We start from the raw sequence: 23060 nt of genomic DNA on the forward strand, positions 1-23060 counted from the left end.
CGCGTTTTCCTGACGCGAACCGGGGCCCAATTCGCTCGAAGACGCATGCTGCCATGACCGATCTTTCGCTCACCATCCTTCCTGAAGCTGCCGGCGACGCCCAGGCGATCGAGCGGCTGCACGAACGCACCTTCGGCCCCGGCCGCTTCGTGCTCAGCGCCTACCGCATCCGTGAGCACGTCGACCATCTGCTCGAACTGTCCTTCACCGCCCGCATCGGCACGCTCCTGGTCGGCTCTGTCCGGCAGTTGCCAATCCTGGTCGGCGAGACGCAGGCGTTGCTGCTCGGACCGCTCACCGTCGAGCCGCCGTTCCGCGACCGCGGCATCGGCCGTCTCCTGATGGAGCGCGCGCTGAAGGACGCGAAGGAGAAAGGTCACCGCCTGGTGCTGCTGGTCGGCGACGAGCCCTATTACAGCCGCATCGGATTCAAGCCGGTCGCCAAGGGCCGCGTCACCATGCCGGGCCCGGTCGACGCCGCGCGCGTCCTGGTGTTCGAGCTCGTCGACGGCGCCTTCGAGGGCGTATCGGGACAGGTCGGCCCGGACTGGAGCAAGGCGCGGGCAGGGTAGCTACGACGCTCTCTCATGGAGTCTCGACGATGCAGGTGCGTCCCGCTGAGGCCGCTGAGATCGATCATCTCGCGCGGCTGTGGCACGACACCTGGCATGGGTCGCATGCCTCGCTTGCGCCGCCCGAGCTGGTCCGCCTCCGCACCCTCCCGAATTTTCGCGATCGGCTCGCGGCCATGCTTCCCAACATCAGCGTCGTCGGCCCGGCCGGCACGCCTTTGGGCTTCTGCGCCATCAGGGGCGACGAATTGTACCAGCTCTTCGTGTCGTTCGAGGCGCACGGCGCGGGTGTGGCTGCTGCACTGATCGCCGACGCCGCGGCCCGGCTCGCCGCGCGCGGTGTGGAGCTGGCGTGGCTCGCATGTGCGGTCGGCAATGCGCGCGCTGTGCGGTTCTACGAAAAGAGCGGCTGGCGCAACGCCGGCAGGTTCGTGATGTTTTCGGAGACGTCGAACGGGCCTTTCCCCAAAGACCAATGGCGCTTCGAGAAGCGGCTGGGAGCCCCGTAAGACGCGAGAATTTCCCCAACGTCGCGAGCTGATCCTGGCATCCCATTTGCTGAGCCTGCAAGAAACCGCAGCCCCGCAATTGGGTCTGTCCCAGATTGAGGCGATAACATGCAACCGACGTTCCGTTCCGACGCAGCTGCGTCCCTTCACCTCCATGCGCTCATCTCCGACCTGCGCTGGCGTATCCAGATGCTCGAGGCCGATATCCGGGACGAGGAACGCAAGGCCGGAAATGCCGACCCCGGCAGCGAAACCTATCCCATGCTTGCTTTGACGCTGCGGGCCCGGCTGGACAATCTGCGCGCCTCGACCGCGATGCTGGAGCAGCGGTCGGAACATTCGTCCGCACGCGCGGCCTGAGCGGCTTCGACACGCTGGCGCCCCGTCGCGCCGAAGACGCGTCGGTCGCAACGGCACCTGCGCGACGTATGTCGGGGCCCTTGGGCCCCGACTGCAGCCAAAGCTGGAACTTCAAGTCTAGAACTTGAAATTGGCGAACGCCCTGACGCCGATGCCTGGCATCAGGACCTCGTCCTTGGTGTAGGACACCGAGTTGCGGATGTTCGCGTTGAGGAGATTGTTGCCGACGATGCCGGCCATCATCTCGCGCGCGCCGAACCAGTTGCGGTCGAGCTTGGTCTTGTAGCTGACCTCGGCCTTCAACAAATTATAGCCCGCCGTCGGCGTCTCCGCGATCACGGCGACGTCGTTCTGTGCGAAGGCGTGCAGCAGATTGACACGCATCAGCCAGTTGTCGTCGCGCCAGAACACGCCGCCTCCCATCCGCAACGGTGGAATGCGCGGCACGTTGGTGCCGTCGGTGAAGGTGGCGCGGACGAAGTCGAGCTGGTTCTCGATGCCCCAGATGCCGCCCCGGAATGCCCCCACATCGAGCTGCGACTGGAATTCGCCGCCGCGGAAATTCGCATTGCGTTGCGAGTAGACCGCCTGGTTCAACTCGGCGCCCGGCGTGCCGCAGGACGCAAAATCGTCGTCGCACATCACGCCGGTGAGGCGACGATAGATGAAGTTGTCGAAGTGCGTGTAGTAGACGGTCGCCTCGAAGCGGAACGGCCCCGTCGCCTTGCGCACGCCGACCTCGACCGACTTCGCGGTCTCGATGGTGAGGTTCGGATTGCCGATGTCGAACGTCGCGGTCGCGTCATGGGCGCCGCGGGAAAACAGCTCGGCCGCCTTCGGCGCGCGCTCGACATATTGCGCGGTGATGCTGCCGACCATGCCGCCCGGCAGGTCCTGCAACAGGCCGATGCTGCCGCTCTTCGGCGTGAAGGACGGATTGCGCGCAATGCCCACCTGCGGCGTGCCGTCGGGCAGGTAATCCGCCGGGAAGTTCGGCGTCGTGCCGTGCAGCTCGACATGCTCGATGCGGCCGGCGATCTGCGCCCGCGTCGCCTCCGTGAACTTGAATTCATTGAAGGCGTAACCGGCAACGCGCGTGTTGTTGTTCGGGTCCCACAATCCGTTGAACAGCGTGCCGGGATTGTCCGGGCTTGGCGCCGTCAGCTCCTGATGCCCGACCTGGAAGCCCAGCGCCGTCGTCACTTCGGCAAAGCGCGCGTTGAACGGCATCAGCTGCACCTCGGTGCGGATCTCCTGCTCCTTGTTGGTGAAGGTCTGCCTGATGCCGTCGCTGTTGAGATCGGCGGGATCGGCGAGGCCGATCTCGTTGTGCCGGTAGTCGGTCGCGCCGGCCCAGAAGCGGACCGCATCGATCGCGGCCGCGTCGGGGTGGTACTCGCCCTTGACGTTGATCTTGGTCTGGTGGCCGTCGATCCGCGTGTTGTGGTCGGCGCCGTCGATGCCGGGGATGTGGTAGAGCGAGTCGTTCTGCGTGATCGACGCGCCGATATAGCCGCCCTGGAAGAAGTAGGAGCCGCCGATCGAGGCGCCGTCCGAGCGCGTCGCCGAGTTGGGCTGGCGGCCGTTCACGGGCCGCGACGGGTCGTTCAGATAGGGATAGCCGGGGATCGCATAGTCCGACGTCGTGCGGCCATAGGCGTCGGCATGGAACGCAAAATTGCCGCCGCCGGTATCGAGCAGCACGCCGCTCTCGACACCGCGATCGACCGAGCTGAACGCGGTGCGTGTTTCGGCGGTGACGCAAGGCGATGTTGCGGCCGCTGCAAGCGGCGCCTTGGTCGGCAGGCCGTAAGTCTGGAACGATGGCGCGCAGGACGGCAGCGCATCCGGAATCCGGTTGTTGGTGGCGCTGACGACGCCGCCGATCGAGGTCGAGCCGTAGCGCAAGGCCGCCGGCCCGCGCACCACCTCGATCTGGTTGGTCGCGAGCGGATCGATCGGGACGAAATGATCCTCGCCGAGGTCGGAAGCGCCGTTCGCATTGGTGCCGTTCTCGACGATGCCGACGCGGTTGACGTCGAGGCCGCGGATGATCGGCCGGCTGGAGGCGCCGGGCGCAAAGCTCGAGCCGGTGATACCGGGCTTGGAGAACAGGAGGTCGCCGAGCTGGCCGCCGCCCTCGCGGCGGATCTCCTCGTTCGGCACCACGGTGACGGTGGCAAACTGGTTGGTCACAATAGGCAGCACGCCCTGTTGAGATGCGGCCGTCGCCGGCGCGGCCGGCGTGGCTTCTGCCGTGCGCTGCTGGCTGCGCGATCGCCCGGAGCGCGCGACGCGGACCGGGCTGCGGGTCGGCACCACCCTGCGCACGATGGGGCTCGGGGCGGTCACGGTGACGGACGGGATCTCGGTCGAGGACTTATCTTGTGCAGGTTCTTGGGCGAATGCCGAGGTGGCGGCGGCGCCGAGCAGGAGCAGGCTTGCTCCACCCAGACGCTGCGCGCGTCGCAATTCAAATGACATGGTCCTGATTCCAGTCAGGCGCCGTCCGAAGGCTTTGCTGTTGATCGGTGGCGGCCTGCCGTCGCAGCGCGACGGAATTCGACTTCAACTGCTCCCGGGCAGCCGCCTGAAGGCGGCGAGCCCGGGCATGATCAAGCAATGTTGGAAGTCAGGACGCGGGAGGGGCGCGGGGCTGGAACGCCGTGCCGGCCGATTTCAGATGAAGGAATTCGGCATCAGTGGTGCGGTAGAGCAGGTCGATCGCCTGCGGCAGCAGCAGCAGAGGTGGCGTTGCGGACACCACGGTGCCCGCCATCGCGACGACGGCGCAGATCGCGCAATTGTCCTCGCCCGGCTGCTCGCGGTCGGGGACCCCTGGTGATTGCTTCTCGACCGCGGCGCGGTCGATTGAGGCAACGCCCTTGCCGCTGTCGATCTGCTGAAGCGAGGACTGGGCGAGGGGAGCCGCCTGGGCGAACCAATGGCTATGGCCGAATGTCAGCGCGAGCTGCACCAGCATCGCGAACAACGCGAGCCGGGCGCCGTGCCTGATGTTCGACCGGAACCACTTCATCTGGAAAAGCCACCCCACATCGCGAGGCACCAATCCCCTGATGCCGCGATGTTATAATGTAACATCGCCCGATCGCTCAGCGGATGTCAACGGTGGTCCGACTGGCTGTCGCAGACAGCCAACCCGATGTGTCGTTCCGGCAACTAGGCAGCTTGCTGTGGCCCATCCTTCGAGACGCCCGCCTGCGGCGGGCCCTCAGGATGAGGTCGGAGTGCGTGGCTGCAATTTGGACAAGCAAAGCTGCCGCTCAGCCTCATCCTGAGGAGACCGCGAAGCGGTCGTCTCGAAGGACGAGGCGCTTGCTCAGACCCCGCCAAGCTCACATGCGATATTCCGCCTCCACAGGGCGGCGGGAACGGAGAGAGCGCTGATCGTCAGCGCCCCTCGCGCACCCACGTCGCTGCAAACGCGCCGAGCAGCAGCAACAGGCCGATCAGGCCGGCGAAGATCGGCAGCACGCCGACGCCCTTCACCACGCTGGCGTCGCGCATCCTGACGCCCATCCAGCCGTCGCCGGCGAAGACGCTCGTCGAGCGCACCGGCACGATGCGCGGCAGCTCGACGCTGTTGCCGTCGACCACGCGGACGGCGTTGCCGCCGGTCGCCTGCGTCAGCGGCTTCAGGGTGTCGGTGGTGGATGTAACTTCCGAAAACTCCTTCGGATTGGTCGGGCCGACATTGATCAGCGCCTTCAGCGTGCCGTCGGTGGCCTGCCACAGGCCGAGCTCGCTCGCCGGCAGCCTGGCGCGCCACTCGCCGGGATCGCCGGGACTGAGCGTCAGGTCCTGCGACACGCCCGACGGCGACGTCACGCTGACCGGCTGGACGCTGTCCGACATGGTCTGGCGCACCACCACGAGGTCCTTGCCCTGCACCTGGAGGCGCAGCGCCTCTTCGTCGAGGTCCGGCTGCTTCATCAGCCAGTGCGACATCCGCCGCAGCAAGTCGAGATGCGGACCGCCGCCTTCATAGCCGCGCGCCCACAGCCAGATGTGGTCGGACAGCAGCAGCGCGACGCGGCCCTCGCCGAAGCGCGAGAGGAACAGCAGCGGCTTGCCGTCGACGCCGGTCATGACAGGCGGGTTGACGGCGTTGCGGGTGTCGACGGTGCGGAAGAAGCGGCTCCAGTGCGGCGGCTCGGAGGCGGAGCCTTCGAGGCCGCGCGTGACGGGATGGCGTTTGCCGATCTCGGACAGATGCGCATAGAACGGCTTCTCGGTCACGCCGACAGGCTCTGCCGGCAGCACCGAATCCAGCGGCGTGCGCCAGATGCTGGTGTTGGAGGCATAGTCGGGGCCGGCCGAGACCAGCACCGCGCCGCCCGCGCGGACGTAGCGCGCGATGTTGTCGAAATAGGCGATCGGCAGCACCCCCTGGCGGGCGTAGCGGTCGAAGATGATCAGCTGGAATTCGTTGATCTTCTGCTGGAACAGCTCGCGGGTCGGAAACGCGATCAACGACAGCTCGTTGATCGGCGTGCCGTCCTGCTTCTCCGGCGGACGCAGGATGGTGAAGTGCACGAGATCGACGCTGGCGTCGGACTTGAGCAAATTGCGCCAGGTGCGCTCGCCGGAATGCGGCTCGCCAGAGACCAGCAGCACGCGCAGCTTGTCGCGCACGCCGTCGATGGCGACGACCGCGCGGTTATTCACCGGCGTCAGCTCGCGCTCGAGCGGCGAGGCCTCGATCTCGACGATGTTCGGGCCGGCATGCTTGATGTCGACGTCGACGCTTGCGCTCTGGCCGCTCGATAGCGTGCGCTCGCTCAGGACCTCGCCGTCCCTGCGGATCGTGACCTTGGCGCGTTCGCCGGTGACGCCCTGGTCGTCGAGGCGGTAGGTGATGGTCTGGCTCTGCCCGACGATGCCGAAGCGCGGCGCGGCCGTGATCGCGATGCGGCGGTCACGCTCGTCCTTCTGTCCGGTGATCAGCGCCTGCACCGGCGCCTGGAAGCCGAGCCCGGCGGCGTTGGCCGGAATGTCGTGGACCCGGCCGTCGGTGATCAGGAATGCGCCGGCGACGCGATCGACTGGCACGTCCGACAGTGCGGAGGCGAGGGCGCCGAACAGCTTCGTGCCGTCGGTTTCGCCGTCGGCCTGTCCGGCGTCGACGACGCGGACCTCGAGGCCCTTGATCTTCTTCAGGCTGTCGACCAGTGCTTCCTGCGCCTGTGCGGCTTCCTTGTTGCGGTTGCCGAAATTCTGGCTCGGGCTCTTGTCGACGACGACGGCGGCGACCGAGGTGAGCGGATCGCGGTCCTCGCGCGTGAACGAGGGATTGGCGAGCGCCAGCAGGAACAGTGTCAGCGCGGCCACGCGCACGGCGGCGCCGCGCGCGCGCGCAAGCAGCAGCACGAGCGCAACGACGACGATCGCGGCCAGCGCGAGCCACAGGACGATCGCGGGAACAAGCGGCGTGAAAGCGATGCCGTAATTCATGTCGATCCTATTGCCCCAACCGTTCGATCAGGGCCGGTGCGTGCACCTGGTCGGCCTTGTAGTTGCCGGTCAGCGTGTACATCACGATGTTGGCGCCGGCGCGGTAGGCGAATTCGCGCTGGCGGGCGTCGCCGCCGGCCATCGGCAGCATGAACTGGCCGTCGAGCCGCTGGGCCCAGGCGCCGGCCAGATCGTTCGAGGTGATGATGATCGGCGAGACGCCGTCGCCGCCGCGGGCCGGCCGCTGCGCGCTGTCCTCGTCCTCGTCGCGCGGCAATGCCTCGACCCAGGTCTGGCCGGTGCTGAAGCGGCCGGGGAAGTCGCGCAGCAAATAGAAGGTCTTGGTCAGCACGTGCTCGCGCGGCACCGGTTCGAGCTCGGGCACGTCGAGCGACGAAAGGATCTCGCGTAGCGTCTGCATGGCCGGGGTCTGCGCGGCGCCGTTCTCGCCGGGTGGGGCTTCGATCGCGTCGCGGGTGTCGAACAGCACGGTGCCGCCCTGCTTCATGTAGGCGTCGATCTTGTTGATGGCGTCCTGCGGCGGCTTGGGTGCGCCGGGCACGATCGGCCAGTAGATCAGCGGGAAGAAGGCGAGCTCGTCGCGGCCGGGGTCGATGCCGACGGGATCGCCGGCCTCGAGCGCGGTGCGCTGTGCCAGAAACTGCGTCAGCCCGGACATGCCGGCCTTGACGATGGAATCGACGTCGGCATTGCCGGTGACGACATAGGCGAGGCGGGTCTGCGACACCGCCTTCATCGCGAACTCGTCGGAGGCGCTGTCGGCATGCGAGGGCGCGGGCACGAGTGACACGGCGCCTGCAAGCGCCAGTCCGAACACGATCATCGCGGTCGCAGCGCGCCGGCGCAGCAGCGCGGCGATGCCGCCGCCGAGCACCGCGACGATGATGGCGTCGATCAGGAACAGCGCGAGCGCGGTCGACAGCAGCCAGCCGCGCAAGTCGCGCGGCTCGGCATTGGTGTAGGTCGCGTGCCGGGCGCGCAGGCTCGCGGTGTTCAGCGCGGCGATGCGGTCGGAGGCGGCGAGCGTGTTCACGGCGAGCGGTCCTTCTGCCGGACCGTAGAAGCCGGGCGGATGATCGGGCGTGGCGCGGTCGCGATAATCCGCGGGCAGCGGTTTTGCGGTCGCCGGCGGCGGCCCGAACGCGCCAAAACCGTCGAGGATGTGCAGCGGCGCTACCGTCTCGGTGGTTGCTTCGCCGGCAACGCCAGGACCCGGCTTGGCGGTGTAGCCGGACATGTCGACGACCCGGCGCAGCATTTCGACGAAGGTGCCCGACATCGGCAGATCCGACCAGCGCATGTCGGCGCTGACATGGAACAGGCTGACCATGCCCTTGCCGCGATGCTCGCCCGTGACGAGCGGCGTTCCGTCTTCCAGCGAGGCCCAGCTCTTGGTGGCGAGCACCGCGTCGGGCTCGGCCAGGACCTGCCGGCTGATGGTGACGTCCTTGGGGACCGCGACGCCGGCAAAGGGACCGTCGGCGGCGAAGGATGCGAGATGCTGGGGCTTCTCCCAGGTCAGGCTGCCGCCGAGGGTGCGGCCGCCCTTGCGCAGCTTGACCGGAACCAGATCGTCCTCGGCCTGCGCGAGGCGAGGACCGGCGAACCGCACCAGCACGCCGCCCTGATCGATCCAGGCGTTGAGGCGCTCGCGGATTTCGGGGGCGACGGTGCCGACATCGGCGAGGATGATCATCGGCAGCTTCTGGTCGAGGAATTGCGTGATGCCCTGCTGCGGCGAGCCGCGGTCGGCGAGCCGCACATCGGCGAACGGTGCCAGCGCGCGGGTGAGGTAGAAGGTCGGCGCCAGCAGCGGCTGCGCGGTTTCGCTGGTCGTGCCGGTGACGATGCCGATGGCGCGGCGGCGCCAGCGCTTGTCCAGCAGCTGCACCGCGCCGGCCGAGCGCTCGCCCGATATGTCGAGCCGCGTGATGTCGTTGCGCAGTTCGACCGGCAGGTCGAACGAGGCTTCGGTTTCCTTGTCCTGCGGGCCGAACGAATAACGGGCTTCGCCGATCGGCGAGGCCTTCTGGTCCAGCGCGCGCACGGTGCCTGCCGCGATGCCGCTGTCGGTGCGCAGCACCTTCACCGTCATCTTCGCGGCGGCGTTCTCGGCGGCGACCAGCGCCAGCGGGGAGGACGTGCCGCCTTCGAACACCGTCAAGCTGCGATCTCCGATGGTCTTGCCGAGGCCTTGCACGAAGTCCTCGCCGCGGCCGGTATCGACACCGTCCGAAAGCCAGGCGATCTCGCAGTCGCCGGTGGCCTTCAGGAAACGGTCGATCGCGGTGAGGGTTTCAACGCGATCGATCGAATAGGGCTTTGGCGCGAGCTGGCGCAGCGCGACGCGCGCAGCACCCGCCGGCATCAGGGTGATGTCGCGGTTCGGTTCGGACAGCGGCACCAGCGCGATCGCGCGGCGGTCGTTGTCGGCATTGGCGATCAGCTCGTCGGCGGCCTTGACCCTGATATCCCAGTGCGATGCGGCGCTCCAGCCGTCGTCGAACATGATCATCAGCGGCGCCTTGCTGCCGGCGAGGCCTGTTTGCGGATTCCAGATCGGGCCGGCGGCGGCGAAAATGACGAGGGCCGCAGCCAGGAGCCGCAATGCGGTCAGCCACCACGGCGTCCGCGAGGGCGTCTCTTCCCTTGGTGCGATGTCGAACAACAGGCGCGTCGGCGGAAACTCGATGCGGCGCGGCCGCGGCGGCATCACGCGCAAGAGCCACCACAGCACGGGCAGGCTGACGAGGCCGATCAGCAGCAGCGGTTCGGTGAAGGCGAGCGGCAATCCCATCATGCGGCGGGCCCCGCCTTGATCGTCGTGGTGCGGGCGCCCGACTTGCTCACCTGCATGCCGGCATGCAGGAACAGCAGGAGCTCGGCGGCGGAGCGGTCGGTCGCGTGCGTCGTGAACAGCCAGTCGAGCTTGTTGGTCTCGGCGCGGATCTGGTCGCGGTGCAGCGCGAGTCGCGCGGTGTAATCCTGCGCCCAGCTCTCGGCGCGGCCGGCGGTGATCATGCCGAAGCCTTCCGGCTCGACGAACTCGACACGTCCGGAATAGGGGAACGACTCTTCGGCGGGATCGACGATCTGCACCATCGTGCCGTGGGCGCCGGAGCCGGAGAGCCCTGCGAGCGTCGTCCTGATCTCCGCGATCGGCGACCAGAAATCCGACAGCACGATGGTTTCGGCCAGCGCCGAGGGGACGAAGGACGGCGGCAGGCTCAGCCGGTCGGCATCGTCATGCAACATCGCCTGCGCCATCTTGTCGATCACGCTGCGGCTCGCGGTCGGCGCCATCAGTCCGGGAATGCCGACGCGTTCGCCGCCCGTGACCAGCAGCTCGGCCAGCGCGAAGGCGACGATCAGCGTGCGTTCCAGCTTGGATTCGCGCGCGCCCTTCGAGGCGAATGCCATCGACGGCGAACGATCCGGCCAGATCCAGACCGTATGCGCGGCCTCCCATTCCTGCTCGCGGACATAGAGATGGTCGTCGCGCGCCGAGCGCCGCCAGTCGACATTCTGCGATGGCTCGCCCGAGACGAAGCGGCGGTACTGCCAGAAGCTTTCGCCGGAGCCGGCGCGACGCCGTCCGTGCAGGCCGTGAATGACGTTGGCGGCGATACGGCGGGCCTCAAGCACCAGACGCGGGAGCGAAGCGGCGAGCGTGCGGCTTTCACCGTCGGCACGTCGGATCGCGATGATCTCCTTTGCTGTGTGCCCGTTCTCTGCGGCCATCAACCGATCCGTGCCTTCAATTGTTTGATCACGTCCGGAATCGTCCGGCCTTCGGCGCGCGCCTGGAACGTCAGCGCCATGCGGTGCTTCAGCACGGGCTCGGCGAGGTCGAGCACGTCGTCGATCGACGGCGCAAGGCGTCCGTCGATAAGCGCGCGTGCGCGCACGGCGAGCATCAGGGATTGGCTGGCGCGCGGGCCGGGGCCCCAGGCGATGAACTTGCCGGTCTCGCCGCTCTCCTCGCCCGGACGGGCCGAGCGGACCAGCGACAGGATCGCCTCCACCACGGAATCGCCGACCGGCAGGCGGCGGATCAGCCGCTGCGCGGTGATCAGCGCATCCGCGGTCATCGATCCCTTCGCCAGCGTCTCCTCGGCACCGGTGGTCTCGAACAGGATGCGGCGCTCGGCGTCGCGATCGGGATAGTCGACGTCGATTTCCATCAGGAAGCGGTCGAGCTGGGCTTCCGGCAGCGGATAGGTGCCTTCCTGCTCCAGCGGGTTTTGCGTGGCGAGCACGTGGAAGGGCTTGGGCAGATCATGCCGCGCGCCGGCGACGGTGATGTGCTGCTCCTGCATCGCCTGCAGCAGCGCCGACTGCGTGCGCGGGCTGGCGCGGTTGATCTCGTCGGCCATCAGCAGCTGTGCGAACACCGGACCTGCAATGAAGCGGAAGGCGCGCCTGCCAGCGGTGCTCTCGTCGAGCACTTCGGCGCCGAGAATGTCCGACGGCATCAGGTCGGGCGTGAACTGGATGCGCTTGGCATCGAGACCGAGCGTGACACCGAGCGTCTCGACCAGCTTGGTCTTGGCAAGGCCGGGCACGCCGATCAGCAGCGCATGGCCGCCGGAGAGGATGGTGACGAGCGTGTTCTCGATCACGCGATCCTGGCCGAAGATGACGGAGGCGATCGCCTCTTTCGCCGCGCGAATCTGGCTCGACACCTGCTCGGCCGAACGGACGATTCCGTCTTCCAGCTTCTCGACACTTTCCGCCATCCGTCAGCTCCTTAAAGTCCGCCACGCGGCTCGCTTGCGTCGTCAGATCATCACAAGTCGCACATGGGCCCTATGCTAGACTTGCAGGAAGGCCATGTATTCGTTGAATTAACCTATCCCCACCTTATCGGCTTAGGGATATGTAGGGCATCACGAAGTGGCGACCTCCGCACCGGACTAATCCGGAGTGGAACCGCGCACCCGGGTACAACGTAAACCTGCACCAATCGTGCCAAATGACAGAGTCAGGGCAAACCATGGCGAAGCAAGGGCAGAGCGCCGATCGAGGTCTTGAGGGGCTGACTGCCGCCGCCACAAGTGCAGCCAATGCCGAAGGCGCCAAAAAGGGCCTGCCTCCGGTGCATCTGTGGAATCCGCCGTTTTGCGGCGATCTCGACATCCGAATCGCATCAGATGGTACCTGGTTCTACATGGGCACGCCAATCGGCCGTCACGCCCTGGTCCGCCTGTTCTCGACCATCCTCAAGCGCGAGGGCGACAAGCATTTCCTGGTCACGCCGGTGGAGAAGGTCGGCATTCGCGTCGACGACGCGCCGTTCATGGCGGTCGAGATGCTCAGGAGCGGCGAGGACAACCATCGCGTGCTCAGCTTCCGCACCAATGTCGACGACTGGGTCACCTGCGACGCCGCGCACCGGCTGCGTTTCGAGCAGGCGAGGGACGGCGGGCTGACGCCATACCTGCATGTCCGCGCCGATCTCTGGGCCAAGGTCACCCGCGCGCTCTACTACGATCTGGTTGACATGGGTGAGGAGCGGATGGTCGATGGCCAGCCGATGTTCGGCGTCGAGTCGGCCGGCGAATTCTTCGCCATGGCCGATGCGGAGCAGGTGAGGGCCGCGCTTTGAGCAAGCTTATCCTGAAGAGCGGTCCGGTCGTGATCGGCGCGGAGGATTTCTTCGCCCGATCCAGGGCGAAGCTCGGCTTCGACGTGCCGCCCGGCCTCTACGATCCGAACGTCATCCCCGCCTCGGGCGATCCCGGCACCGACAAGATGCTTGAGATCGTCGCGCGCGAGCAGCCGGTGCGCCCCGCGGCGGTCCTGATCGCCGTGGTCGACCATCCCGAGCCGACCGTCCTGCTGACGCAGCGCTCGGCGCATCTCAACGACCACGCCGGCCAGATCGCTTTCCCCGGCGGCAAGATCGACGCGACCGATACCTCGCCGCTCGATGCGGCGCTGCGCGAGGCCGAGGAGGAGGTCGGCCTGTCCAGAGACTTCGTCGAGCCGATCGGCTATCTCGATCTCTACGGCACCGCTTTCGGCTTCCGCATCCTGCCGACGGTCGCGAGGGTCCGGCCGGGCTTCGAGCTCACCATCAACCATTCCGAGGTTGATGACGCCTTCGAGGTGCCGCTATCCTTCCTGATGAACCCGGCGAACCACCAGGTGCACAGCAAGGAATTCCGCGGCATGGAGCGCTTTTACTACGCCATGCCGTTCGCGGAGCGCTACATCTGGGGTGCGACGGCCGGAATGCTGCGTGTGCTGTATGAGCGGATCTATTCATCATGATCCGGCCGGTTCTGACCGAGATCGGAATCTTCCTCATCCCCTTTGCCGTCTATGCGCTGTTCCTGGCCGCCACGCGGTCCGGCCTGTTCGCGCGATCGTCCTGGCCGGTCGCCATCGTCGCGCGCCTTGCGCTCGCCGCGATCGTGCTGGTGATCGCCGGGCTGGTTGGGCTGGCGCATTTCTCCGGCGCCGCGCCGGATTCGACCTACGTTCCCGCCCATATCGAGAACGGCAGGCTCGTGCCGGGCGTGGAAAAATAGGGGCTGGACGATGAGCGCAGAGCCGTTACTCGCCAATGCGCCCTGGCTGACCTCCGGCGGGACGGCGCGCGTCCTGGCGCTGCTCAACGCCGACGGCGAGGAAGCGCGCGTGGTCGGCGGCGCCGTGCGCAATGCGCTGCTCGGTCTCGTGCCCGGCGACATCGACATCGCGACCACGGCCTTGCCGGACGAGGTGATGCGGCGCGCCAAGGCTGCCGGCATCAAGAGCGTGCCGACCGGCATCGACCACGGCACCGTCACGCTGGTCGTCGACAGCGAGCCTTACGAGGTCACGACGCTGCGCGAGGACACCGAGACCTTCGGCCGCAAGGCCAGGGTCGCGTTCGGCCGCGACTGGGTGAGGGACGCCGAGCGGCGCGACTTCACCATGAACGGCCTGTCGGTCGATGCGACCGGTGTCGTGCATGACTATGTCGGCGGCATCGCGGACGCCGCCGCGCGGCGCGTGCGCTTCATCGGCGATCCCGGCCAGCGCATTGCCGAGGATTATCTTCGTATCCTGCGCTTCTTCCGCATTCATGCCGCCTTCGGCGCCGGCGAGCCCGACCGCGACGGCTATCTCGCCTGCATCCGCGGTCGCGCGGGACTTGCGAGCCTGTCGGCCGAGCGGGTGCGCATGGAGATGCTGAAGCTGCTGGTCGCTCACGGCGCACCTGATGCCGCGGTCGCGATGGCGGATGGCGGGTTGCTGCAGGCGCTGAGCGGGGGCGTCGTTTATACCGGACCGCTGTCGGCCATGATCGCGATCGAGCGCGAGCTTGGCCTCGACGCAAGCAGCACGCGGCGGCTGGCCGCGCTGACGGTCGCCGTGACCGAAGATGCGAGGCGCGTCGCGACGCGCTTTCGCCTCTCCAACGCCGAGGCCAAGGCGCTGGATTCGATGGGGCACCGCTGGTGGCGCTTCGCCACCAAGGACGAGGCCAATGCGCGGCGGCTGCTCTACCGGCTCGGCGCGGAGCGCTATCACGATCGCGTGTTGCTTGGTTGGGCGCGAGCCGGCGGCGACGTCGGATCGTCGCGCTGGCGTGCGCTTGCCGAGCTGCCGCAGCGCTGGATTGCGCCGAAATTTCCGCTGAAGGCCGCGGACTTCATCGCACGCGGCATGGCGGAAGGCCCTGCGCTCGGACATGTGTTGACGCTCGCCGAGGACGCTTGGCTTGCGGCGGATTTTCCCCTAGAGGAAGCCGCACTCGCTTCCATCGCCGATCAAGCTGCGGCACGCGTCAGCCGCGATGAGAGAACGTGACCATCGTCTCAGGCTTCGCCGATATCTCGGTCTTTCAGCTTCTGCTGGTCGCGTTGATGGCGTTGTTTGCTTCGATCATCGGTGGTCTCGCCGGCTACGGCACCGGCGCCTTGATGCCCTTGGTGCTGGTGCCGCTGGTCGGCGCCGAGCCCGTGGTGCCGATCATCGCGATCTCGGCGATCTTCACCAATTCGAGCCGCGCGCTCGCCTACGTCCGTTACGCCGATCGTCGCCGCGCGCTGATCGTGCTGGCCTGCGCGGCGCTGACGACCGCGCTCGGCGCCTACGGCTACACGCGCCTCACCAATGCGGGCGCCGCGCTGGTGATCGGCTCCATGCTGATCCTGAGCGTGCCGCTGCGCCGCGTCCTCCGCCGCCGCGAGGTCCGGATCGGCGACACCGGCCTTGCCGCCGGCTCCGTCGGCTACGGCGTGCTGGTCGGCGGCACCTCGGGCTCCGGCGTGATCCTGCTGTCGCTGCTGATGGCCGCAGGCCTCGAAGGCGCCGCCGTGATCGCGACCGACGCGATGATCTCGCTCGGCACCGGCCTGATCAAGATCTCCGTGTTCGGCCTCGCCGGCGCGGTGAATGCGCAGGTGCTCGCCTTCGCGCTGCTGATCGGCGCGATTGCGATCCCCGGCGCGTTCCTCGCAAAAGCCTTCGTCGAGCGGATGCCGGTGCACATCCACACCGCGATCCTCGACGTCGCCGTCATCACGGGCGGGCTGGTGATGATCTCGGCTGCCGCGAAGCAGCTCATCGCGTAGGTAACCCGGCCCCAACTGGCCTTCGCGCCGCGATGCGGATCGAAGCTCGTCCAGGACGTGACTCCGTTGCGCTCGAGCGCAGCGCCATATGGCTACCGCCATCCGCTCGAACCTTCGCAAATCACCTCGCGCTCAGCATCCGCTCGGCGGCGCGGCCGGCCGTCAACCCGATGCAATGGCTATCAACGTGCGCAGTCGTGCGCTGGCGGCGAGCCGGTTTCGCGCGATGTGATTACCTCGACCGTGACATTGCGACATCCCGCCTTGGCCAGATACGGTAGGCAGCGAGGATTTTGATCGGAAGAGCGCGGCGGACGTAACCGGCCTGACGATCCTGAACGGCCCCGACGTACAATATCGTCGGGGCCGTTTATTATTGTGGCGGGATCAACGATGGCTCGTGAGGCGTTCCTTCACCACGTCGACCAATCGGTCATTTGCTGCGCTGCTTCGCGCTAGCTAGCCTCTCTGCACGTTCACTTTGGGCTCCGTACAATTACGGCCGTTAGCGCTGGGTTGCGCTGCGAAACACGGGTGTTGCGACATCGACGCGCTTTCGTCCGGATTCGGCTTGCTCGAAACGGATCGTTAGCTTTCATGTGGCTAGCTGGTCGCGTGCCGATTTACCGCCGATTGCGGCACATTGGAATGGGAATGCCGGCCCCGGCTGTCCTCCCAACCTGCGGCTGGGGCCGTTTTGAACTTGCGCTGCATCGTTCAACCCGGTCCACAACCATGTTCAGAGGCATTGCTATAGCGCTGTTCGGAATGGGCATCTTTTCCCAGCTGGATCAAGCGCTCTTCTATGGCCGCAATACTGACGCCGCGCTCAAGCTTGTGCGGGAGATTGGCCGCGGCTTTGGGCTGTAAGGTTCAGCGCCGAACCTCAAGCAGGACGAGGCGCGCGCGGGATATCCGATCGGACCCAGCATCCTTTCGCTGCGCGCCGACGCGCCTGGCAAACTTTGCTCTTTGGTTTTGGTCGATCACCCATAAGCGGTCGTGACGTGGCAGCTCGACGAGCAGCAAAGCGCATCCGATACACTGTCTCGCAAAGCGCGAGATGCTCACCTCATTGGCTCAATTCGCTACCGAATGCCGGGCTGGCGTCACAGCTCTCGCGAGAGGCGTCGGCGAAATCGAAAAAGGTCAGTCAGTTATTCCAGGCCGCTCTTGAGATCAGATGCACGTGCAGCACAGGGAAAAAGGGCCACTGGCACAAACTGCATACTGGTTGGACACGGACGTTTCCTGCTTGAGTCACTGTGGCTCTTTGGTCGCAGTATTCTTCTTTTTCCCGGCAGATCGATCCTGACTGAATTTACGTGGTGAGCCCCGCCCGCTTCAAGGTTACGATGCGCCAGGATTTATTCGGAGGCGACATACTTACGGAGCAGGATATGACAGCGAGAATTGCACTCGCCGCGGCGAAAAGCGGGCGGCCAATCTCAGCAAGTCGACGCAGACTCGGCATAGCCGCAAGCGTCCTGACGTCCGCCATCATCTCGTTTTCCCCTTGTGCGTTGGCCGACGAAAACGGCATCAGCTTCTGGGTCCCCGGGTTCTTTGGAAGCCTCGCGGCCACGCCGCAGCAGCCGGGTTGGTCGCTCGCGAATATTTACTACCATACCTCCGTATCCGCCGGCGCCGACGTCGCGCGTGCGCGTGAGTTCACGCTCGGCAGGGTTCCGGGCAACGTTACCCTCAACGCAAATCTGAATTTGAGCGTCAACTCCACCGGCGATCTTGGCTTTGTGGTCCCGACCTATGTATTCGCGACGCCGGTGCTCGGCGGCCAGGCGTCGGTGTCCCTCCTCGCAGCCTATGGCGTCGTCGGCACCAGCCTGGCGGGGACCTTGTCGGGCGTGCTCACTGGCCCGTTCGGCAATAGCATCCCCTTCGCGCGGTCCGACACGATCAGCGACACGACATGGGGCTTTGCGGATGTGGCGCCGGTCTTCCAAATGAAATGGAACGCCGGTGTCCACAACTACATGGCCTATGTCATGGGCGGCATCCCGATTGGCGCTTACGAATCCACGCGCCTGTCAAACCTTGGCATCGGACACGGCTCGATCGACGCCGGCGGCGGTTACACCTATTTCGATCAGCAGGCCGGCCACGAGTTTTCCGGCGTGCTCGGCTTCACCTACAATTTCAAGAATCCTGCAACGCAGTATCAGAGCGGCGTCGACATGCACTTCGACTGGGGTGCATCGCAGTTCCTCTCGAAGCAGGTCCTGGTTGGCCTCGTGGGCTATGTCTACAAGGAGCTCGGCTGCGACAGCGGTTCAGGTGACCGTGTCGGCTGCTTCCGGTCCCAGGTGGTTGGCGTCGGCCCCCAGATCGGATTCCTTTTTCCGGTCGGAGACATGCAGGGCTATGTCAATCTCAAGGCTTACGGCGAGTTCGCTGCGGAAAACCGGCCATCGGGCTGGAATACCTGGGTCACCTTCTCTGTCTCGCCGCCGGCGCCCGGAGCGCCTCCGACAACAAAACCCGTCGTCAGGAAATATTAGGGTCAACCAAGCGACGGCTGGTCAGTAACTCAAGCGCGATCCTGCGCCGCTGACCATGTCTGCATTTGGCAGATTTTGTTGCAAAGGTCTTTTGGCGCGACGAACGAAAAGTTTTGGGGCACTGACGCGCGAAGCGCGTGACGACGCGATGAGAGCCCTCGCGGAACGCGTTTGCGCGGAAATCATGCTCAAACAACAACCTCAAGCGCGATGACGGTTCATCCTGATCTCATCGCGCTTGAGCCGACCTCTTACCTCTCCGGGAAGAGCAGAGACAATTCGGCTCGCAATTGCCAATTTGGCGCGCCGGTTGGACGAACGACGTTGTAATAGCCGGTCAAGTATGCGCTCACGGGCTGATCGCCGAGCTTGAAGACTCGACCAAGGCCGCCGCCGATCGGTACGGTCCACTGCTGACCCGGAGCTGCCAGCCAGTTCGAGGTGATCACTGGCGAACTCGTCAGGAACCACCCGTGCGCCATGTTGTAGTTGACAAATGGCTGCGCGAGAAACTGGTTCACGCTCTGCCGCAACGGGTCCCCACCAACTGACCACTGATTGTTGACCAGCACGCCGATCACCCAATGTCCCGGCGTTGTCAGGAAGACGGCCGTGGGACCGAACAGCACTTTTCCCTGCCCAAGAATAGGATCGGTCGCGGACGGCACCGTAAAGACGGGACCGAGGCCCCAGATCAGAGCGCCTGGATGGGTGGGGGTGAAAAAGAACTGCTGAGTAATGTCGCCAATTCCATTCGTGCTGTTGTTGAAAAACGGACTAGGTTGACTGATCACGGGCATGATGGTGCGCGAGATCACATTCCAGTCCGCGTTGATGCGCAGCGGTATGACCGGCTGAATGTTGAGGACTTCCTGGGTCCGGTTGAACGGTCCGGCGTTGAAATTCGTATTGCTTTGGAACGGGACGCTGACGAGATCAGCGATGGGGTTCTGCGATTTCTGGGCGAGGTCTTCGTCTTGGGAAGGTTCGGCAGAATGCGCGGTTCTTGTCGGTGCGACCGTATCGGCAAGGCCGCGCTCGAATTTGTAGTTGGCGCCGAACTTCACCATTTGAAGGTCGCGGTTCAACTGGATTGGCGGGACGGTGGGCGAAGTCCAGCCTCCCAGCCCAATGTAATCGTATTCGAGTTTGAGCGTCCAATTCGGTTTGAAGCCGTACTCGACACCCGCGCCAGCTAGCCAGCCGGGGCTGGTGTTGGACCCCTGCCAGGTGACGCCGGGGAAGTTCAACGAGGCATTGCTTTGCACCCAGCCGCCGCCAAGCTTGGCGTAGAAGAGCCACTTATCCTCCACAAGGCCGATGCGGCCTGCAATCGTTCCAACCCAGTTCTGCCTCACGGTGCCGAGCGTAGGTGTCGGAAGCACGGGATGACCAAAAGTCGCCCCGTCAAAATCACCTTCCACGCCGAACAAGACGTGGCCCGCCTGGAAATTATAACCTGCCTGAACACCTCCGATGAATTCGGTGGTGCCGCCATACAAATTGTTGCCTGGAATGTTCAGGCTGCCGCTGCTCCAAGCCCCACCGAGATTCACGCCAAGATAAAATCCTGACCAATTGTACGCCGGTGAGGGAAGTGGCGGAGCCTTCACCGGCATATCCGCAGCACGCGCGGTGACACTCACACAGATTGCAAGCAGCGCAACGTTTCCAAGGAACGGCTTCATGACGCCCCCCTAATAGGGTAACGATACTGCCGGTTTTTCCCGTCTCTGCCCCACTTAACTACGAAGCCCTTCCTTTCCTTGTCTCTCACTGGCCACACTTGCGGAAAATCGTATTTCGGCGAGACCGCGTTCAAAACAGATGCAACGGAGCGCCACATCACGTCGTCGCGAAATTAGTCCCTCATGAAAGGGGTCTTGGGAGGCCAAATGACGCAACAATTTTCGCTATTCGTAGGCACGTTCACAACCTTGCTGGCGATCATCAATCCTTTTGAGGTTTTACCTGTGTACCTCATGATGCTGTCGGGGAAGGACGACGCGGCGCACCGATCGGTTGCCCGGAGATCCTGCGTCTACGCACTGCTCCTTTGCTTTTTCTTCCTGGTCTTTGGCGCGTTGCTGCTGCGGTTGTTTGACGTGCCCCTGAGCATGGTCCGTATTGTCGGTGGATTGATCCTTATGAAGATCGGGTTTGAGCTTTTCTCTCCATCTTCATCCGGCGGGATAGCGAAACCTGCTGCGGAAGCGGACGGGACCGACGGCGCCTTTGTGCCACTGGCGATGCCGCTAATGTTCGGACCCGGCGCGATCGCCACCATCCTCGGAATGACGGCCACGATCAAAAAGTCCTCAAATGAGCTTGCCTCCTTCATGGCGATAGCCGCTGCGATCGTTGCCACAATGCTGATCACCTTCCTATGTCTCGCCTATGCAGCGAAGCTGACGCAGGCCTTGGGTCGCCTTGGAATCGACGCGGCGACGCGGATTGTTGGCTTCTTCGTCGCAGCCATGGGCGTCGGGCTGGCGTTTGATGGGGTCATCGAGGCCTTGGTGAGCCACGGCATGTCGTCGCTGCACTAGCTAGCGCGCGGCCGGTCTCTATGGTTTGATATTTCGGCCCAAATCAACCACCGGGTGCTTCGTGGCGAGCGAGCGCGTCAAGCGTCGACTGGCAGCTGTCGTAGCCGCTGACGTGGCTGGCTATTCGCGGCTGATGCACACGGATGAAGAGGCGACGCATGCCAAACTGGCCGCGCTCCTCGCGGATGGTGTCGCGCCCGCGATCACGGAACACGGGGGCCGCATCGTGAAGAACACGGGGGACGGGTTCCTGGCCGAGTTTCCGAGCGCGGTCGAAGCGGTTCGAGCTGCTTTGCAGTTCCAGACCCGCACCAGGGAGCTTACAATCGGCGAGGTCGAAGACAGGCGCATTGCTTTCCGTGTGGGCGTCAATATCGGCGACGTGATCGTCGAGCCTCATGACATCTTTGGAGACGGCGTCAACATCGCGGCACGGCTCGAGAGCATCGCAGAACCCGGCGGCATCTGCGTCTCGTCTTTTGCCTACGATCAGGTTCGCGGCAAGGTCGCGGCTGAGTTCGTCGATCTAGGCGAGCAGAACCTGAAGAACATTGACCGCCCCGTCCGCATCTACGCAGCAATACTGAAGGACGGAGCGGTCTCCGCGCCGTCCCCAGAGGCCAGGAAGCCGCTGCCGCTCCCCGACAAGCCTTCCATCGCCGTCCTGCCCTTCGAGAACATGCTGGGTGATCCCGAGCAGGAATACTTCACGGACGGCATGGTGGAGGACATCATCACCGCGCTCTCGCGGTTCAAATCGCTATTCGTCATCGCCCGCAATTCGAGCTTCACTTTCAGGGGCAAGGCTGTCGAGATCAAGCAGGTTGGACGGGAGCTCGGCGTCCGCTACGTGCTGAAAGGCAGTGTCCGAAAAGCTGGTGGCAGGGTTCGCATCGCCGGCCAACTCATCGAGGCCGCCACCGGCGCATATCTGTGGGCTGATCAGTTTGACGGAGCTCTGGAAGACATCTTTGCGCTGCAGGATAAGGTAACATCCAACGTGGTCGCGGCACTCGAGCCGCGCCTTGTACAGGCGGAAATCGATCGGTCGGAGCGCAAGCCGACCGAATGCCTCGACGCCGTTGACCTGTACTACCGCGCTCTCCACGCTCATCGGCGCGTGACCCGCCAAGGTTATGAAGATGCTTTGCGGCTTGCCCGGCAGGCGATTTCGCTCGATCCCAATTTTGCTGCTGCGTATGCCCTGGCGCTGGACTGCTATATTGGGCAGGAAGAGCTTGGTTTGATCACAAACGACGATGTTGCGGCCGGAGGCAAGCAATACGCTTTGCGCGCAATCGAAGTGGGAGCGGATGACGCTTTTGCGCTTGCACGAGCAGCAAACTTTTTCGGCCGCAATTTAGGGGAGGCCGGAACTGCCGCTGTGATTGTGGATCAGGCAATCGCCGTAAACCCGAATTTGTCCATAGCCTGGCGAATGCGCGGCTGGATCAGCGTTTACCTTGGTGAACACGAGAGCGCCATCGAGCAATTCGACTACGCCATGCGGCTCAATCCCCTCGATCCGGACATTTATCTTGTGGAGTCCGGACTGGCGTGGGCCAATTTCCTTTTGCGTCGCTTCGAGGTTGCCTTGTCGTGGGCTACCAAGGCGCTGGCCCATCAAAAAAACTACGTCCCGGCCATAGCGGTTGCCATGGCGAGTTACGCCATGCTGGGCCGTATTCCCGAAGCGCAGATGATGGTGACCCGTCGACGGGAAGCCGGCTTTGGCTGGACGATTTCCGGAAGTCGGAAGCGGATTGCGAAGATTTTCCGGCAGGAGGATGTTGAACTCTATATTGAAGCCTGTCGTATCGCTGGCGTGCCCATGAGATAACCGCGCCTTGGCTCACCGTCATTCGATGCGACCCGCGCAGATGGATCAGCTGGAATTTCCGATCATCATACGGCCGTTTACGGAAGAGGACGCAGAGCAGGTGCGTCTTCTATTCGTCAGGGTCAATCGGCTCCTCGCGCCTCCTCACATGGCGGAAGCGTTTGAGCAGTACATTGCAGTATCGCTGAACGAAGAAATTGGTCAGATAAGCCGGTACTACGGATGCCGGCAGGGCGGGTTCTGGGTAGCCGTCGACGGCAAAAAAGTCGTTGGCATGTTTGGACTTGAACCTTCTTCATCTGCGGGGATGGAGTTGCGCCGCATGTACGTCGATCCAGAGGTTCGCCGCCGGGGTATCGCCCGGCAGATGTTGAGGTTCGCTGAAGACGAATGTCGCAAGCGCAATTGTCCTCGGATCGATTTGAGCACCTCCGAGCTACAGCGCGAAGCACTTTCGCTCTACAGGGCCTCCGAATATCAATTGGTTCGTGAGGAGGTCGCCGTTTCACCCAGCAACAAAACCTTGGGCGGGGGCATTCGGCGCTTTCATTTCACCAAGGAGCTGTGATGTCCGAGGCGCCTTGTGGCCCTTCTGCGACATCCAGCGATGTCCGCTATCGTGCCGTTCTTGGCGAGTAGCGGACA

Annotated in this window: 19 protein-coding genes; 12 read left to right on the forward strand and 7 right to left on the reverse strand. The window is 64.7% G+C overall.

What is annotated here, in order from left to right; translation table 11 throughout:
• Positions 1 to 53: 53 nt before the first annotated feature.
• The 3 genes from NLM15_RS10315 to NLM15_RS10325 all read left to right on the forward strand — a co-directional run bounded on the left by NLM15_RS10315 (position 54) and on the right by NLM15_RS10325 (position 1441).
• Positions 54 to 572 (forward strand): GNAT family N-acetyltransferase, encoded by a 519-nt coding sequence (locus NLM15_RS10315; protein ID WP_254116848.1) that lies wholly within the window; start codon positions 54 to 56, stop codon positions 570 to 572.
• Positions 573 to 601: 29 nt separating this feature from the next.
• Positions 602 to 1081, forward strand: a complete 480-nt coding sequence (locus NLM15_RS10320) for a GNAT family N-acetyltransferase (protein WP_254116849.1) — start codon at positions 602 to 604, stop codon at positions 1079 to 1081.
• Positions 1082 to 1189: 108 nt separating this feature from the next.
• A complete protein-coding gene (locus tag NLM15_RS10325; RefSeq protein ID WP_254116850.1) occupies positions 1190 to 1441 on the forward strand; it encodes a hypothetical protein in 252 nt (83 codons plus the stop codon).
• Positions 1442 to 1558: 117 nt separating this feature from the next.
• On the opposite strand, the gene NLM15_RS10330 is transcribed toward NLM15_RS10325, so the two are convergent.
• The 6 genes from NLM15_RS10330 to NLM15_RS10355 all read right to left on the reverse strand — a co-directional run bounded on the left by NLM15_RS10330 (position 1559) and on the right by NLM15_RS10355 (position 11676).
• Positions 1559 to 3925 (reverse strand): TonB-dependent receptor, encoded by a 2367-nt coding sequence (locus tag NLM15_RS10330; RefSeq protein WP_254116851.1) that lies wholly within the window; start codon positions 3923 to 3925, stop codon positions 1559 to 1561.
• A 148-nt stretch (positions 3926 to 4073) separates the two neighbouring features.
• Complete coding sequence (locus tag NLM15_RS10335) at positions 4074 to 4478, reverse strand: DUF2946 domain-containing protein (RefSeq protein ID WP_254116852.1); 405 nt, start codon at positions 4476 to 4478, stop codon at positions 4074 to 4076.
• A gap of 374 nt (positions 4479 to 4852) precedes the next feature.
• Complete coding sequence (locus tag NLM15_RS10340; RefSeq protein ID WP_254116853.1) at positions 4853 to 6916, reverse strand: hypothetical protein; 2064 nt, start codon at positions 6914 to 6916, stop codon at positions 4853 to 4855.
• A 7-nt stretch (positions 6917 to 6923) separates the two neighbouring features.
• On the reverse strand, positions 6924 to 9737 hold the full coding sequence (locus NLM15_RS10345; RefSeq protein ID WP_254116854.1) for a DUF4159 domain-containing protein: 2814 nt from the start codon (positions 9735 to 9737) through the stop codon (positions 6924 to 6926).
• Positions 9734 to 10678, reverse strand: a complete 945-nt coding sequence (locus NLM15_RS10350) for a DUF58 domain-containing protein (protein ID WP_254116855.1) — start codon at positions 10676 to 10678, stop codon at positions 9734 to 9736. Before NLM15_RS10350 ends, NLM15_RS10345 begins: the two co-directional genes overlap by 4 nt.
• Positions 10678 to 11676, reverse strand: a complete 999-nt coding sequence (locus tag NLM15_RS10355) for a MoxR family ATPase (protein ID WP_254116856.1) — start codon at positions 11674 to 11676, stop codon at positions 10678 to 10680. Before NLM15_RS10355 ends, NLM15_RS10350 begins: the two co-directional genes overlap by 1 nt.
• A 257-nt stretch (positions 11677 to 11933) precedes the next feature.
• On the opposite strand from NLM15_RS10355, the gene NLM15_RS10360 reads away from it, so the two are divergent.
• The 6 genes from NLM15_RS10360 (at position 11934) to NLM15_RS10385 (ending at position 18026) form a co-directional block, all read left to right on the forward strand.
• Positions 11934 to 12545, forward strand: coding sequence for a DUF1285 domain-containing protein (locus tag NLM15_RS10360; RefSeq protein WP_254116857.1), 612 nt, complete (start codon positions 11934 to 11936; stop codon positions 12543 to 12545).
• On the forward strand, positions 12542 to 13213 hold the full coding sequence (locus tag NLM15_RS10365) for a CoA pyrophosphatase (RefSeq protein WP_254116858.1): 672 nt from the start codon (positions 12542 to 12544) through the stop codon (positions 13211 to 13213). The genes NLM15_RS10360 and NLM15_RS10365 overlap by 4 nt, the downstream gene beginning before the upstream one ends.
• On the forward strand, positions 13210 to 13473 hold the full coding sequence (locus tag NLM15_RS10370) for a DUF6111 family protein (RefSeq protein ID WP_254116859.1): 264 nt from the start codon (positions 13210 to 13212) through the stop codon (positions 13471 to 13473). Before NLM15_RS10365 ends, NLM15_RS10370 begins: the two co-directional genes overlap by 4 nt.
• Positions 13474 to 13483: 10 nt before the next feature.
• Entirely contained in the window at positions 13484 to 14740 is a 1257-nt protein-coding gene (locus NLM15_RS10375) for a CCA tRNA nucleotidyltransferase (protein WP_254116860.1), read from the forward strand.
• Complete coding sequence (locus tag NLM15_RS10380) at positions 14737 to 15507, forward strand: TSUP family transporter (protein ID WP_254116861.1); 771 nt, start codon at positions 14737 to 14739, stop codon at positions 15505 to 15507. The genes NLM15_RS10375 and NLM15_RS10380 overlap by 4 nt, the downstream gene beginning before the upstream one ends.
• A 1400-nt stretch (positions 15508 to 16907) precedes the next feature.
• The gene (locus NLM15_RS10385; protein ID WP_256565657.1) at positions 16908 to 18026 is read left to right on the forward strand and encodes a transporter; all 1119 of its coding nucleotides are present in this window, start codon (positions 16908 to 16910) and stop codon (positions 18024 to 18026) included.
• Between the two features lie 251 nt (positions 18027 to 18277).
• Here the strand turns inward: NLM15_RS10385 and NLM15_RS10390 are convergent, their stop codons facing one another.
• Positions 18278 to 19714, reverse strand: a complete 1437-nt coding sequence (locus tag NLM15_RS10390; RefSeq protein WP_254116862.1) for an outer membrane protein — start codon at positions 19712 to 19714, stop codon at positions 18278 to 18280.
• A gap of 207 nt (positions 19715 to 19921) precedes the next feature.
• On the opposite strand from NLM15_RS10390, the gene NLM15_RS10395 reads away from it, so the two are divergent.
• The 3 genes from NLM15_RS10395 to NLM15_RS10405 all read left to right on the forward strand — a co-directional run bounded on the left by NLM15_RS10395 (position 19922) and on the right by NLM15_RS10405 (position 22983).
• Entirely contained in the window at positions 19922 to 20575 is a 654-nt protein-coding gene (locus tag NLM15_RS10395) for a MarC family protein (protein WP_254116863.1), read from the forward strand.
• A gap of 61 nt (positions 20576 to 20636) precedes the next feature.
• Complete coding sequence (locus NLM15_RS10400) at positions 20637 to 22415, forward strand: adenylate/guanylate cyclase domain-containing protein (protein ID WP_254116864.1); 1779 nt, start codon at positions 20637 to 20639, stop codon at positions 22413 to 22415.
• A 40-nt stretch (positions 22416 to 22455) separates the two neighbouring features.
• Positions 22456 to 22983: a GNAT family N-acetyltransferase gene (locus NLM15_RS10405; protein ID WP_254116865.1), complete on the forward strand. Its 528-nt coding sequence runs from the start codon at positions 22456 to 22458 to the stop codon at positions 22981 to 22983.
• Positions 22984 to 23060: the final 77 nt, after the last annotated feature.

It is taken from the genome of Bradyrhizobium sp. CCGB20, from assembly GCF_024199855.1.
In the GTDB taxonomy this organism is placed as follows: Bacteria; Pseudomonadota; Alphaproteobacteria; order Rhizobiales; family Xanthobacteraceae; genus Bradyrhizobium.